This window comes from Xanthomonas sp. NCPPB 4037, assembly GCF_041475695.2.
Taxonomy (GTDB): domain Bacteria; phylum Pseudomonadota; class Gammaproteobacteria; order Xanthomonadales; family Xanthomonadaceae; genus Xanthomonas; species Xanthomonas campestris.
On record NZ_CM191261.1, the window covers coordinates 4,508,501 to 4,521,799 of the forward strand.

13 protein-coding genes are annotated in these 13,299 nt (G+C 68.5%); 5 read left to right on the forward strand and 8 right to left on the reverse strand.

Features of this window, described 5'->3' with window-relative positions:
- The first annotated feature begins 116 nt into the window (after positions 1–116).
- From ACCQ01_RS19770 to fis, 3 genes are all read left to right on the forward strand, one after another.
- Positions 117–494, forward strand: coding sequence for a helix-turn-helix domain-containing protein (locus ACCQ01_RS19770; protein ID WP_011035759.1), 378 nt, complete (start codon positions 117–119; stop codon positions 492–494).
- A gap of 475 nt (positions 495–969) precedes the next feature.
- Positions 970–2,250 (forward strand): DUF3426 domain-containing protein, encoded by a 1,281-nt coding sequence (locus ACCQ01_RS19775; protein WP_228434254.1) that lies wholly within the window; start codon positions 970–972, stop codon positions 2,248–2,250.
- Between the two features lie 114 nt (positions 2,251–2,364).
- Positions 2,365–2,637 (forward strand): DNA-binding transcriptional regulator Fis, encoded by a 273-nt coding sequence (fis, locus tag ACCQ01_RS19780; RefSeq protein ID WP_228434255.1) that lies wholly within the window; start codon positions 2,365–2,367, stop codon positions 2,635–2,637.
- A 180-nt stretch (positions 2,638–2,817) separates the two neighbouring features.
- Here fis and ACCQ01_RS19785 read toward each other — a convergent pair whose 3' ends face one another.
- Genes ACCQ01_RS19785 through ACCQ01_RS19820 form a run of 8 tightly spaced genes read right to left on the reverse strand, consistent with a single transcriptional unit; the run spans position 2,818 to position 10,762 of the window.
- Positions 2,818–3,792, reverse strand: a complete 975-nt coding sequence (locus ACCQ01_RS19785; RefSeq protein WP_161962068.1) for a phosphatidate cytidylyltransferase — start codon at positions 3,790–3,792, stop codon at positions 2,818–2,820.
- Complete coding sequence (locus tag ACCQ01_RS19790; protein ID WP_228434256.1) at positions 3,789–4,421, reverse strand: lysophospholipid acyltransferase family protein; 633 nt, start codon at positions 4,419–4,421, stop codon at positions 3,789–3,791. The genes ACCQ01_RS19785 and ACCQ01_RS19790 overlap by 4 nt, the downstream gene beginning before the upstream one ends.
- Positions 4,418–5,065, reverse strand: a complete 648-nt coding sequence (locus ACCQ01_RS19795; RefSeq protein WP_019237209.1) for a CDP-alcohol phosphatidyltransferase family protein — start codon at positions 5,063–5,065, stop codon at positions 4,418–4,420. The genes ACCQ01_RS19790 and ACCQ01_RS19795 overlap by 4 nt, the downstream gene beginning before the upstream one ends.
- Positions 5,065–6,558, reverse strand: a complete 1,494-nt coding sequence (locus tag ACCQ01_RS19800; protein WP_228434257.1) for a TIGR04222 domain-containing membrane protein — start codon at positions 6,556–6,558, stop codon at positions 5,065–5,067. The genes ACCQ01_RS19795 and ACCQ01_RS19800 overlap by 1 nt, the downstream gene beginning before the upstream one ends.
- Positions 6,555–6,998 carry a hypothetical protein gene (locus ACCQ01_RS19805; protein WP_228434258.1) on the reverse strand — a complete coding sequence of 148 codons (444 nt, stop codon included), beginning with the start codon at positions 6,996–6,998 and terminating at the stop codon, positions 6,555–6,557. The genes ACCQ01_RS19800 and ACCQ01_RS19805 overlap by 4 nt, the downstream gene beginning before the upstream one ends.
- Positions 6,995–8,332, reverse strand: coding sequence for a phosphatase PAP2/dual specificity phosphatase family protein (locus tag ACCQ01_RS19810; protein ID WP_228434259.1), 1,338 nt, complete (start codon positions 8,330–8,332; stop codon positions 6,995–6,997). The genes ACCQ01_RS19805 and ACCQ01_RS19810 overlap by 4 nt, the downstream gene beginning before the upstream one ends.
- Positions 8,329–10,092 (reverse strand): bifunctional alpha/beta hydrolase/class I SAM-dependent methyltransferase, encoded by a 1,764-nt coding sequence (locus ACCQ01_RS19815; protein ID WP_228434260.1) that lies wholly within the window; start codon positions 10,090–10,092, stop codon positions 8,329–8,331. Before ACCQ01_RS19815 ends, ACCQ01_RS19810 begins: the two co-directional genes overlap by 4 nt.
- 55 nt (positions 10,093–10,147) lie before the next feature.
- Positions 10,148–10,762: a CDP-alcohol phosphatidyltransferase family protein gene (locus ACCQ01_RS19820; RefSeq protein ID WP_040940510.1), complete on the reverse strand. Its 615-nt coding sequence runs from the start codon at positions 10,760–10,762 to the stop codon at positions 10,148–10,150.
- 75 nt (positions 10,763–10,837) lie between these two features.
- On the opposite strand from ACCQ01_RS19820, the gene purH reads away from it, so the two are divergent.
- Positions 10,838–12,421, forward strand: coding sequence for a bifunctional phosphoribosylaminoimidazolecarboxamide formyltransferase/IMP cyclohydrolase (gene purH / locus ACCQ01_RS19825; protein ID WP_228434261.1), 1,584 nt, complete (start codon positions 10,838–10,840; stop codon positions 12,419–12,421).
- A 23-nt stretch (positions 12,422–12,444) separates the two neighbouring features.
- Positions 12,445–13,290: a hypothetical protein gene (locus tag ACCQ01_RS19830; RefSeq protein ID WP_228434262.1), complete on the forward strand. Its 846-nt coding sequence runs from the start codon at positions 12,445–12,447 to the stop codon at positions 13,288–13,290.
- The last annotated feature ends 9 nt before the right edge of the window (positions 13,291–13,299 follow it).

Consider the following 13,299-nt stretch of genomic DNA (forward strand, 5'->3'; position numbering starts at 1 on the left):
TGACCACCCAGCGAACGCCAGTATCGCAAACATCTGCCGATATGAAAGTCATACGAACTATTTGATTGCGTCGCTGGCGCTATATCTCCCGGCCCGTTCCCGCCACCGGTGTCCGTGTGAGCAAGCTATACGAGCGTGTACGCGAGGCCCGCAGCTTGACCAAGCTGACCCAGGAAGCCCTGGCCGGCGAACTGGGCGTGACCCGCAGCGCGGTGGCGCAATGGGAGATGGCCGAAGGCACCGCACCGTCGGTGGACAACCTGATCGGCCTGGCCAAGCGCAGCGGCATGACGTTCGAATATCTGGCCACCGGCCGCGGCGAGCGCGTGTTCGGCCCGCCGGTGTCCTCGATTGCCGAAGAACCCGCCCAATACCGCCACCTGGACGAGCAGCAGCGCGTGCTGCTGTCGCGCTTCGACGCATTGGCCCCGCGCCAGCGCACCGGTTTGCTCGATCTGCTGCTGGCCGAAGGCAAGCCGCGTCGGCGGCGCTGAGGCCCGGCCGCAGCGGGCGCGTGGTCGCAATCGCTGGTGTTTTCGATTGCCGAAGGACCTGCGCAATAGCGCCATCTGATGAGCAGCAGCGCTGGTGTCGCGCTTTGACGCGCTGGCCCCGCGCCAGCGCACCGGCCCGCTCTCGATCTGCTCCTGACCGAACGCAAGCCACGCCTGCGGCACTGGAGCACACGCCGAGTCTTGTTCTGCTCCGCGGGCCAGTCGCCTGAGCCTGTGCGGCGCGGCGGCGCCGCCTAATCCATTTCCATCGCAGGGCAGTGTTCGCTGGAAACAGTGCTCGCGAGAAAACGTCGGCCTTTCTGAAGACGCCTGCGGCATGGGGGGGCACGTCCCTGAGCACTACGCCGTGGCGCCGCACGCAACAGGTGGGTGCGGCGGTCACTGACCGCGGCAGCGGGTTCGCCATGCGGCGCGCGCGTGGTTGAATAGGGGTCTTCCCGCTGCACGCCTGCCGATGTCCGAGACTCCGCCTCCGCGCCGCCCGCTTGCCACGTTCCTGCGTGCGGCCCCGGCCGCCCCGCCGCTGGTCCCGACCCCGCCCGCGCCTTCGACCGCGCCGGCCGACACCGCAGTGCCTGCCCCCGAGTCCGCGCCGGTGGCAGCGCCGCTGGCCGCGCCTGTTCCGGCGCCGGCACGTCCGTTGCCAGCGCCACCGCGCAGCCCGGAGGCCGCCCCGCCAGACGCCGCTGCACGTGCGCCTGACACCCTGATTGCACCCGCACGGCGAGACGCGCCGCTGTCTGCGTCGCCACTGCCATTGCCTGCCACGCCACCTGCACCGGTGCCGGCGCATTCGTCTGCGCAGACTACGGACCCGGCCATGGGCCGCAGTGCAGACGACGGCCGGCACCCTGCAGCGGCGGCGATCGCTCCGGCAGCTGCAGCAACGTCTGCAGCTCCGTTAGCTCCGGCCGCAGCAGCGCGCGCAACCAACGCCCCCGACCAACCTGCAATTGCAGCGCAGTCCGCTGCGAGCGCGCCGGGCGCCACGGTCACGCAAACGCCGCAGGCGTCCCCCCCGGCGAATCAAGACGGCCAGCCTGCCCCCGCTGCTCCCCAAGCTGCCCCGGCCCCGGAAGCAGAGGCAGATGCAGCGGCCGAGGCCGAGCTGGAAGCAGATCCGGACGTTACCGCAACCACGCCTACGTCCACGTCCACGTCGGCACCGGCACCGGCATCCACACCAACGTCGCCATCCCCCTCCCCAACCCCGGCACCCACGCTGGAACCCGCCTTCGCCCGCCGCGGCCTCGTTCGGCCGCGGCTGCGCGCCAGCGGCTGGCAATGGGCGGTGCTGGTCGGCTTGGTACTGCTGCTGGGCCTGCAGATCGTCCTTGCCGACCGCGCGCGCCTGGCCGGCGATGCGCGCTGGCGGCCGCTGGTCAGCGCGGCCTGCGCAGTGGCACGCTGCGCGCTGCCGCCGTGGCGCGACCCGGCCACGCTAACGCTGCTGACGCGCGACGTGCGCCCGCTGCCCGCCTACCAGGGCGTGCTGCAGATCCAGGCCAGCTTCCGCAACGATGCACGCTGGGCACAGGCCTGGCCGTGGCTGCAGCTATCACTGTCCGATGCCGACGGCCGGGTGATCGGCACGCGGGTGTTTAGCCCGCAGGATTACCTGGGCCAGGCGCCCGCCGCGCAAGACACGCTGGCGCCCGGCCAAGCGGTGCAGGTGGCGTTTCGCGTGCGCGAACCGGCCGCGAGCACGGCTGCCTTCAGTTTTGATTTCCGTTGAGCGGACGCGACCTGACCGCCACCCACATGGGCGTGGCGAGCGGTGAGGTCACGCGCTAGACTCACTCCCCCTCGCCGGCCACGCGTCCCGGCTTCGTGACACTGGGAACCTCCTTTGAACGCAACCCCCTCTCGTCCTGACAGCAGTCGTGGCGCCCCGAAGTCGCCGCTGCGCGAACACGTGGCGCAGTCCGTGCGCCGCTATTTGCGCGATCTGGATGGCAGCGATGCCGACGACGTGTATGAAATCGTGCTGCGCGAGATGGAAATCCCGTTGTTCGTCGAAGTGCTCAACCATTGCGAAGGCAATCAGAGCCGCGCCGCGGCCATGCTGGGCATTCACCGCGCCACGCTGCGCAAGAAGCTCAAAGAGTATGGGCTGACGTAGGTTTGGGGATCGGGAGTGGGGAATCGGGAATCGCAACGGCGGTGTTGCGCTGTGTGTGCGTCCCCTGTGCGATGAAACATCGCTTGGTTTGCACCATGATGGCGCAACGACTGGGGCACATGCGACGTCTGACGGTTTAGCCGCTGTCACTGCTTGCCGACGGCGCGCTGCGGCACACCGCTACGCCCAGCCGTAGCGAATCAGGTGGAAGAACACCGGCGCGGCGAAACACACCGAATCCAGTCGATCGAGCACGCCGCCGTGGCCTTCGATCATGTGGCCCCAATCCTTGATGCCGCGATCGCGCTTGATCGCCGACATCACCAGCCCGCCGAAGAAGCCCATCAGATTGGCCACCAACGCCAGCCCGAACGCGTGCCACGGCGCGAACGGGGTGATCCACCACAGCGCCATGCCGAGCAGGCTGGCCGAGAGCACGCCACCGATGAAGCCTTCCACGGTCTTGGACGGCGACAGCTTCGGTGCAATCAGATGCCGGCCGGCCAGTTTGCCCCACACGTACTGCAACACATCCGAGGACTGCACCACGATCACCAGGAAGGCGATCAACAGCAGATTGCGCCCGGCATAGCCGGGGATCTCCAGATTCAGCAGTGCCGGCACGTGCGAGATGCAGAACACGCAGATCATCAAGCCCCACTGCACCTTGGCTGTGCGCTCGAGATAACGCGTGGTGTCGCCGCCGATGGTGGCCAGGATCGGCAGCACCAAGAACGCATAGACCGGGATCAGCAACGTGTACATGCCATACCAGCCGGTCCACACCAGCCCGTACTGCCAGGGCAACACGATGTAGAACGCCGCCAGCAGCGCGTAGTAATCGCCGCGCCGGGTGGGCGTGAGGGTGATGAACTCGCGCAGCGCAAACAACGACACCAGCGCAAACAGCCCGATCACCCCGGCGCGCCCGAACACGAACGCAATGCCCACCACGCCGGCCATCACCCACCAGGCACGGATGCGGGCCACCAGGTTGTCGAGCACTGCGCTGGGCTGCGCGCGTGCGCGCCAACGCAAGGCTTCGGAAATCAGCGTGGCCACCACCAGCACCAGCGCAATGCCGCTGAACAACCATAGCGTCTGCTGGTGCATTGAGGACTGCTGCAGCTGCCCACTGAACGCATACGGATTCATGCGCGCGCCTCCAGCTGATCCGGCGACAACGCCAGCAGCGCCTCACGCGCACGTGCCAGAAATGCCTGCTTGTCTTCGTCGGCTTCCAGCCGTAATGGCGCACCGAAGGTGGTGGTGCATAGCAGCGGCAACGGCAGCCATTTGCCCTTGGGCATCACGCGCTTGAGGTTGTCGATCCACACCGGCACGAACTCCAGTTCCGGGCGTTGCCGCGCCAGGTGGTACAGCCCACTCTTGAACGGCAACACGCCCTCGTCGGGATTGCGCGTGCCTTCGGGAAACAGGATCAGCGAATCGCCGGCGTCCACCGCATCGCACAGGCATTCGATCGGGTCGCGGGTGCGGCGCGCCGCATCGCGTTCGATCAGCACGCCGTTGAACACCGCATGGATCAGGTAGCGGCGCAGCGCGGTGCGTTGCCAGTAATCGGCCGCGGCCACCGGGCGGACTTCATGCCGCAGGCTGGCCGACAGCGAGGACCAGATCAGCACGAAGTCGCCGTGGCTGGCGTGGTTGCCGTAGTACACGCGGCGTTCGTTGGACGGCGCGCAGCCGCGCCACAACGCGCGGGCACCGGTGAGGGTGCGGATGGCGCCACTGCAGGCACGCGCGATCAAACGGGCAATCATGTCCACTCCAATGCGCGCACGATCATGCGCAGCCGCAACACCACCGTCAGCACCGCACCGGCGATCAACACCGCCAGTGCGCCAATCAACACCCACGCCGCCGCACGCGGCTGGCCCATCCATTGCAGCGGCAGTGCCAGCACGGTCATCAACGACAACCAGTGCATGCGCTGCACGCGGCTCATTGGCCCCTGCCGCGGCTCGGCGGTGCCACAGGCCAGCCCGAGCATGCGCACGTAAGCGGTGGCCACGCAGCACAATGCCGCGGCCCAGCCCAGTTGCGCGGCCCACGGCACGCTGGCCTGCAGCCCGTAGCCCAGGCCGATGCACACCAGCACATCCGACAGGCGATCCGGTGCGTCGTTGTAGACCTCACCGGCGCGCGACACCAGCCGCGCCTGTCGCGCCAGCACGCCATCCAGGCGGTTGCACCACAGCCGCCCCTGCAGCCCGAGCAAGGCCAGCAGCAGCGGCGCGGCACCTTCGCGCGCCGGCGCGCTCAAGGCGATGTAGAACATCAGCCCGGCCAGCGCCGCGAAGGCGATGCCCACCCACGACACGCCATTGGGTGTAGCGCCGCGTCCGCGCAACGCGCGTGCCAGCTGCCGTTGCCGCGCACGCAGGCCGGTGGTCTCGTGTGCCATCAGTCGCCTCCTCCGCCACATCCACCACAGCCGCCGCCACCATCGCCGCCGCTGTCGCCTCCTGCATCGCCGCCGTCACCGCCACCGCCGCAGCTGCTCCCCGTGCTGTCGTGGTGATGCGTGTTCGGTGCGCGGATCTCGTGGTAACTGGCCCAGGGTGTGCCGACCAACGCCACTGTGCCGTACAGCGCCACGGCCTCGCCCGGATCGGCGCCGGTCCGCGCAGCATCGCGGCGCACTGCCTGGCGGCGCGCCTGCAGACGCGCATCACCGGCCAGGGTGCGCCGCACTGGCACCAGCAAAAAGCCCAGGACCAGCACGCTGGTCAGCACCATGCAGCCGAGCAGGTACCCCACCGGATACCCGCCCTGCACGCCAATCACCAGCTTGCATGCGCCCAGCACCCACACCACTGCCACGGGTAGGGTGCTGACAACGCGCACCCCGCGCGCAGCGCCAGGCGCAAGCCACAGGCCCTTGTCGATCAGCTGCTGCCTGACCGGCCCGGTAAGCCCGCGCAGGGCCTGCCAGGCCACGGTGGGATCTTCGGCACTGCGCAGCGCCTGCAGCGCCGGTTCCAGTGCAGGCGGCACCGCAATGCGCGGCTGCCATCGCACCCATCGCCGTGCCTGTGCATCCTCATCGCGGTCCAGGTAAACCGCGTTGCGCACCAGCAACTCGGTGAACAACAGATCGGCAACGCGATCGGCGCCACCGCTCAGGTAAGCGAATTCGCTGGCATCGACGACATCGACCACGCGTGCGCGGCCACCACGCAACGCCCGCCGCAACCATGCCGCCGTGGACCAGCCCAGCCCGATCAGCGTGATGAAAAACGGCAGGAAGTGGACCCCGCGCCACTGCAACGGCTGCGGTATGCCGCCATTGGCCGAGTAGGCCAGCCAGGCGGCGACCGCCGCGGCAAGCGCCCACCCGATGACCGCGCGCGGGAGTCGCCTGACCGACGGCGGCGCTGGCTCGCCGCGCAGCGCACGTAACGCGGCCTCGGACGCGTCATCGTGCGCCGCCGGCACGGCTGTGGGAGCCAGCCGCGGGGCCGGCCACAGCAGTGCCGGCGGCGCGCCAAACTGCAGCTCATACCGCTCCAGCGTGGCGCGGTATTGCTGCTGGAAGCGCGCATCCTCGGCGGCGCTGCCGCGGCCGGGTTGATGATGCAGCGTGGTCTGCAACACCAGCGGGCAAAAGCTGTCCCAGTACTCGCGGGTGTCGGTGAGGTGGGTGTGCCAGACCTGATCGACCAAGGGGCTGGGCGTGGCCTGCGCGGTGCTGGTGCAGGCCAGAAAACAGAAGCGCCGGTATTCCTCTACCAATTGCTGCGCCACCGCCACGCTGCAGTGCGCCTGCTGGGCGACGCGGCGCTCGAAGGCAGGCAAGGCATCCGCATCGGGGCCGAAGGCATACGCCTGCAGCCGCAGCCATAACGCGTGCTGCTCAGGTGTGGCCTGCAGTGGCACTGTGGGCGAGGTAGTCACAGCACACCCTTGGCCAGCAGGCCGATCGCCAACGCCAGCACCTGCAACGCGGCGCACAGCAGTTGCGTGCGCAGCAGGCCGCGCATGCCGCGCCAACGCGCGGCCCAATCACGTACAGGCGGTGCATGGCGCAGCAGCCCGATGTCTTGCAAGGCCTGGTCGAGTTGCTGGCCGGCTTGAGTGTCATCGGCATGACCGAGTTCCAGCTGGCCGAGCACCGCGTCGAGCAGGTCGGCGTCCAGGCCCACCCGAAACGCCCAATAGCGCTGCGCGAGGCCGGCCAACGCGCTCAGCGCATAGGCAACTTGCGCAACCGTTGGTGCATCAGTGATGCCCAGCAACAACACCGCAGCAGCCAGCAGCAGCAACGCGCAGCGGTCGATTGCCGCGCCCTGGCGCAACAGCGCGCGCATGCTGGCCAGCGTCATCACCGCGGTCATGCCGGCACCTGCGCGATAAGCGCATCGGCCGCAGCATCATTGGCACACGCAGCGGCAATCGCCGCCTGGTGATGAGGCCCCAGCACGATCGACGGGCGCGCCGCGCGCACGCAGGCCATGGCCTCGCTCACGCTGGCCGCGCGCTGGCTGAGCACCAGCCACGTCACCACGCTGGCTGCACTGCGCGAATAGCCCAGCGCGCAGCACACCAACACCGGCCCATGCGCGCGCGCGGCCTCGATCGCCTGCGCGGCAGCACGCAGGCTGGCGGGCGCCGGCGCCACCAGATCCAGCATCGGAATGATGCGGTCGTTCGCATGCGCATGGCGCAACGACAGTTCCGCACTGACATCCACCACCACCGCGAATGCCGCGCGCTGCGCCGGCAACGGAATCCGCCCCAACCACACGTCGTCGCACACCGCGCGCGGCAACGGCGCGCGCCGCGTCCACAGCCGCGAGTTGCACCAGGCTGCCAGCAGATAGGGGGCATACAACCAGCGCGCGGCCAGGCTCAGTTGCCCATCGCTGCGCTTTTGAAACCCGCCCGGTCCCAGCAGTGCGTAATTGAGCGCCACCAGCAGCAGCGCGCCACTCATCCACAGCAGCCACAGCGCTGCACCGCCCAGCCACAGCGCCAGGCCAGCCGTCACCCCTGCGCCACCCAGATACAGCGCCGCCAGCCGCCAGCGTCGCGGGTCGCGCGCGAGGCGTGCATCGGTCCACGGTGCTGCGATGCGCTCGGGCCACAGCCACACGCATAGCCACCCGGCCGCCAGCCCGGTGGGCACATCGATGAAATGATGCTGGTAGGTGGTGAGTACCGAGATGCCGATCAGCGCGAACCACCCATGCAGCAGCCAACGCCACACACCCTGCAGCTGCGCGCCGTAGCGCACCCACAGCACCACCAGCAGCACGATGTGCAGCGATGGCGCCTGGTTGTACGGCTTATCGAAGCCCAGCAGCACCGCGAACAACCACCCGAACACGCCCTCGGTGTCTGGCCGCACGAAGCTGTAGCGCAACGGCCACAGCAGGAAACAGCTCACGCACAGCAGCTGTGCGGTGAACAGGCGCAATGCATGCGTATCCAGCTGCCGCCGCGTGCGGCAGGTAAAAAACGACACCGCGTAGAACACATCGATGGACCAGTACGGCACGATGGTCCACGGCCAGAACGGCATGCCGTGTTCCCAGCCGAACACCACCGACGGCACGCTGGCCGCGCGCCCGGCCAAAGTATTGGCCAGCCCGTAGCTGAGGAAGAAGAACGGCCCCAGCACCGCCAGCCACAGCGCGGCGCGAGCGAACGGGCGCGCGCCTGCATTCATGCGTTGATCCGCTGCGCCAGCGACACGGTGAAGATGCCGAACGCATCGATGCGCTGGTCCACCTTGCGAAACCCGGCCGCTTCCACCAGGCCGTCCATCTCCTGCTGGCTGCGCCGGCGCATCACCCAGGCCACGCCATCGCGGTGGCTGGTGAGTGCGCGCGCAATGAATTCCAGCTGCGGATGCCAGGGCTGCCCGGTGTAGAGCAGATAGCCACCGGGCGGCACCGCCGCGGCCACGCCAGCGAGCGAGCGCGCCACCTGGTCGTTGTCGGCAAACAGTTCGTACAGGCCCGACACCACCGCCAGCGTGGGCGCCGGGTCCACCGCGCCCACCGAGACCGGATCGAACGCATCGCCCTGCTCGAAGCGGGCGATGTCGCCGGCGCCCAGCGCCTGGATCAACGCCGCGCCCTGGGTGACGTTGAGCGGGCTGAAGTCGCGCAGCACGATCGCATCGGCACGTTGCGCGCCGCTGCCCAGCGCTTCCAGCACGTAGCGGCCATGCCCGGCAGCGATGTCCAGCACGCGCACCGGTTGCCCGGCCTGGCGCAGGCGGGTGGCGGTTGCGCGCAGCAATTCGCCCAGATGCGCGCCACGGATGCGGATGCCGCGCCAGCCGATGGCGTTGAGGTAATTGCGGTCGATCATGCGGCCGAGCGGGCCGCGCCCACGCGCCTGGTTGCGATAGATGTAATCCAGCGTGCTGCCGGAATCGAAACCGGTTTGCAGGCCCAGCGCGATGCCTTCGGACAACGTGCCACCCAGCCGCAGGCCCGCACGCACACCGCGCCAGCGCAGGTCTTGCAGGCTGTTGCGTTGCGGCGGCCAGGCGAGGCGTTCGGCTTCTTCGAAACTCGGACCCACACGATGCGCATCGCGCAGGTCCGCGCGCACCGGTGGCTGCGCAAAGCGCTCGCTGACGAACTGACGGATCTGCGTAATCGCCACCGCACGGTCGCGCTCGCCCAAGGTGTCGTGGAAGAACCCGGGCAGAAAATGCCGTTGCTTGATCGGCGAGCGCAGGTTCTCATAGAAGCGGTCCTGCGGGCCGCGATGCACCACGAAATCCGCGCCGGAGACCAGCAGCTGCGTCGGCACGGTGATCGCCTGCGCATCGGCCACCACGCGGTCGGCCGCCGCGTACAGCCCCAGCAGCACACGCACCGAAATCGGCCGGGTGATCAGTGGATCGGTGCGGTAGCTGTCCACGCGCGCCGGATCATGCGTCAGCCACTGCGGCTTGACGTAGCTGTTGACGAAGAAGTTGCCGCGCAGCGCCTGCATCAGCGCCAGCCCCGCGCGTGCAAACGGCACATACAACTTGACCTTGAACGCCGGCGAGGCCAGCACCAGCGCGCGCAGCGGCGGCGCGTAATCGTGCACCCAGGTGGATGCCACCACCGCGCCCACGCTCTGCGCGATCACCACGATGTCCTGCACCGCGATGCTGTGGGTGGCACCGATGTGCGCAATGAAGCTGTCCAGGTCGCGCACTAGCGCATCGAACCCGGGCGCGTCGCCGCGCGCGCCGGGCGAGCGCCCGTTGCCGCGCGCATCCCAGGCAAAGAACTGCGCGTCCGGCAGCTGCAATTCTTCGGCCAAGTGCATCACCCGCCCGGAATGCTCGTGCCCACGGTGCAGCAACACCACGGCCTTGGGCGGCGTCGCGGCGTCGGCAGCGGCCTGCACCGGCCAGTGCCGATAAAACAGGGGCGCACCGTCGAAACTGGCGAACTCGCGCTCTACAACTGTGCGCATCGGATCATCCTGAGGGGAAAGAGGTTGGGGATCGAGAAAAACCGGGCGCTGCGCGTCAGCGCGCAGCGGCGTCGGCCAGGCCGGCGCGCACGCGCCGCCACACGGTTGCGGCGCAGGCCAGGCACAGCAGCAGCGCGGCCCAGGTGACGCCATGCCCACCGAGCAGGCCAAACGCCAGCGCCAGACCGAGCGCACCAATGACGAAGGCACGGTCGCTCTTGCCCATCGGCCCGTCGTAACGGCGGCCGGCGCCGACCATCAGCCCGAGCACGCCGGCGTATTCGGTCAGCGCGGCCAGCAGCGCAAAGCTCCACAGCGCGCTGGCATTGACGCCGGGCACGCCGAGCAGGCTCAAGTACAAGGTTGCATCGGCAACCACGTCGCACAGCTCGTTGAGGTAGGCGCCCAGGCGCGATTGTTGGCCGAACTCGCGCGCCAGCATGCCGTCGATGGCGTTGAGCGCCATGCGCAGCAGCATCCACACCGGCAGCAACAGATACAGCAGCGGCCAGCTGGCGCCAGCGCGGTACACCACCGCGGCCACCAGCACCGAGATGGCCGCCGCGATCAGGGTGACCTGATTGGCGGTGATGCCGCCGCGGTAGAGCGCGCCAACCATGGGCCGCAGCAGGTCCTGGAAGCGTCCTTTCAGAGCATAGATCGAGGCCATACCGGTGGTTGAGTCCATTCGAGCGCTGGCGCAGCCTACAATATCGGCTGCCCCGCAACGACTGCCCTTTCACCCATGGCCTCTGATTTCCTGCCCGTGCGCCGGGCCCTGCTCTCCGTTTCCGACAAGACCGGCCTGATCGACCTGGCCCGCGCGCTGGTGGCGCGCAATGTCGAGCTGCTGTCCACCGGCGGCACCGCCAAGGCAATCCGCGATGCGGGCCTGCCGGTGAAGGACGTAGCCGAGTTGACCGGTTTCCCGGAAATGATGGACGGCCGCGTCAAGACCCTGCACCCGCTGGTGCACGGTGGCCTGCTCGGCCGCGCCGGTGTCGACGAAGCAGTGATGGCCGAACACGGCATCGCGCCGATCGATCTGCTGGTGCTCAACCTGTACCCGTTCGAGTCGGTCACCGCCAAGGCCGACTGCACGCTGGCCGATGCGGTGGAAAACATCGATATCGGCGGCCCGGCGATGCTGCGCAGCGCGGCGAAGAATTTCGCGCGCGTGGCCGTGGCCACCGACCCAGCGCAATACGCCGACCTGCTGGCCGAGCTGGAAGCCAACAACGGCCAGCTCTCGGCGGCCCAGCGCTTTGCGCTGTCGGTGGCCGCGTTCAACCGCGTGGCGCAGTACGACGCGGCGATCAGCAACTATCTCTCGGCCGTGGCTGACAGTGCGGAGAGCGTGCCCACGCGTAGCCCGTTCCCGGCGCAGATCAACTCCAATTTCATCAAGGTGATGGACCTGCGCTACGGCGAGAACCCGCACCAGTCCGGCGCGTTCTACCGCGACCTGTATCCGGTGCCGGGCACGCTGGCCACCTTCCAGCAGCTGCAGGGCAAGGAACTGAGCTACAACAACCTGGCCGATGCCGATGCGGCGTGGGAATGCGTGCGCCAGTTCGAGCGCTGCGCCTGCGTGATCGTCAAGCACGCCAACCCGTGCGGCGTGGCGGTGGGCGTGGCCTGCGGCGATGCCTATGAGCTGGCCTATGCCACCGACCCCACCAGCGCGTTCGGCGGCATCCTGGCGTTCAACCGCACGCTGGATGCAGCCACCGCCAAGGCCATCCTGGACCGCCAGTTCGTCGAAGTGCTGATCGCCCCGGACTACGCGCCTGGCGCGCTCGACTACGCAACCAAGAAGGCCAACGTGCGCGTGCTCAAGATCCCGCACGGCGCCGGTCTCAACAACTACGACACCAAGCGGATTGGCTCTGGCCTGCTGATGCAGTCGGCCGACAACCGCGGCATGTCCCTGGGCGAGCTGAGCGTGGTGACCAAGCGCGCACCCAGCGATGCCGAACTGGCCGATCTGCTGTTTGCCTGGCGCGTGGCCAAGTACGTCAAATCCAACGCGATCGTGTATGCCAAGGACAGCCGCACCATTGGTGTGGGCGCCGGGCAGATGAGCCGCGTGGTCAGCGCCAAGATCGCCGCGCTCAAGGCCGAAGAAGCCAAGCTTACGGTGGCCGGCTCGGTGATGGCATCGGATGCATTCTTCCCGTTCCGCGACGGCATCGATGCCGCGGCGGCGGCCGGCATCCAGGCGGTGATCCAGCCGGGCGGTTCGATGCGCGATGGCGAAGTGATCGCCGCCGCCGACGAACACGGCCTGGCGATGGTGTTCACCGGCGTGCGCCACTTTCGGCATTGATCCACACGACAAGGACCGTCCCGATGCACCGATCGCACGCACTGGCCGCGCTGCTGGCGGCAGCCGCCCTGCTGGGTGGATGCAAGCAGGCTCCCGCACCCACCGCGGCGCCTGCCACCAAGGCGCCGGCCACGCCGGCCGCCACATCCCACCTCAGCCGCACTGCGCGGCTGGAGGCGTTCGTGCGCACGCGCTATGGCGACAAGGCCAGCCTGTCGGCCGACTGGGCCGGTGAGGCCGATGGCTTCAAGGCCAACAGCCAGGTGTGCGCCGAGCAACCGGTGGTGGTGGGCGAGCAGGTGCAGCAACTGCTGGCGGTCTGCCACAGCCTGAGCGACGGCGGCCACGGCAATCCGGGCCTGGTCGACTTCTTCGTGCTGCGCGGCGACGGCGATGGTTTCAAGGTGGTGGCGGAGAAGCTGTCCGACACCTTCGGCAGCGATGGCCAGCCCGGCAGCGTGGACATCCTGCGCCTGGGCAGCGACTTCTATGGCTTCATCGTGCACAGCTTCTGGATGGGCCAGGGCCTGCTGCTCGAATCGCAGGACCTGGTGGTGCCCGGCCCCAAGGGCCTGGCCAACGCCGGCTCGCTCCGCGCCCATATCGACAACAGCGGCTCCATCAGCTGCGAAGACGATGCGCGCGAGCCGGACCAGACCGAGGCGCAATGCCGCGCCGAAGCCTTCAACGTCGACTTCACCCTGGACGTGGACAGCAGCAACATCCAGGCGCGCACCTGGCCGCTGCAGATCCACGAGCACGGCACCGATTGCGGCGCTGCGCTGGACACCACGCATACGTTCGCGCTCGACACCAAGACCTGGACCTACCCCTTCCCCAACGCCCTGCAGCGCGAAGATTGCAGGTAGCGCCCCTTT

Bases quoted from the DNA above. Each gene is read 5' to 3' on its own strand.
- ACCQ01_RS19820 (WP_040940510.1), bottom strand. From the start codon at position 10,762: ATGGCCTCGATCTATGCTCTGAAAGGACGCTTCCAGGACCTGCTGCGG.
- ACCQ01_RS19775 (WP_228434254.1), top strand. From the start codon at position 970: ATGTCCGAGACTCCGCCTCCGCGCCGCCCGCTTGCCACGTTCCTGCGT.
- ACCQ01_RS19815 (WP_228434260.1), bottom strand. From the start codon at position 10,092: ATGCGCACAGTTGTAGAGCGCGAGTTCGCCAGTTTCGACGGTGCGCCC.
- ACCQ01_RS19805 (WP_228434258.1), bottom strand. From the start codon at position 6,998: ATGACCGCGGTGATGACGCTGGCCAGCATGCGCGCGCTGTTGCGCCAG.
- ACCQ01_RS19785 (WP_161962068.1), bottom strand. From the start codon at position 3,792: ATGAATCCGTATGCGTTCAGTGGGCAGCTGCAGCAGTCCTCAATGCAC.
- ACCQ01_RS19830 (WP_228434262.1), top strand. From the start codon at position 12,445: ATGCACCGATCGCACGCACTGGCCGCGCTGCTGGCGGCAGCCGCCCTG.
- purH (WP_228434261.1), top strand. From the start codon at position 10,838: ATGGCCTCTGATTTCCTGCCCGTGCGCCGGGCCCTGCTCTCCGTTTCC.
- ACCQ01_RS19790 (WP_228434256.1), bottom strand. From the start codon at position 4,421: ATGATTGCCCGTTTGATCGCGCGTGCCTGCAGTGGCGCCATCCGCACC.
- ACCQ01_RS19795 (WP_019237209.1), bottom strand. From the start codon at position 5,065: ATGGCACACGAGACCACCGGCCTGCGTGCGCGGCAACGGCAGCTGGCA.
- ACCQ01_RS19810 (WP_228434259.1), bottom strand. From the start codon at position 8,332: ATGAATGCAGGCGCGCGCCCGTTCGCTCGCGCCGCGCTGTGGCTGGCG.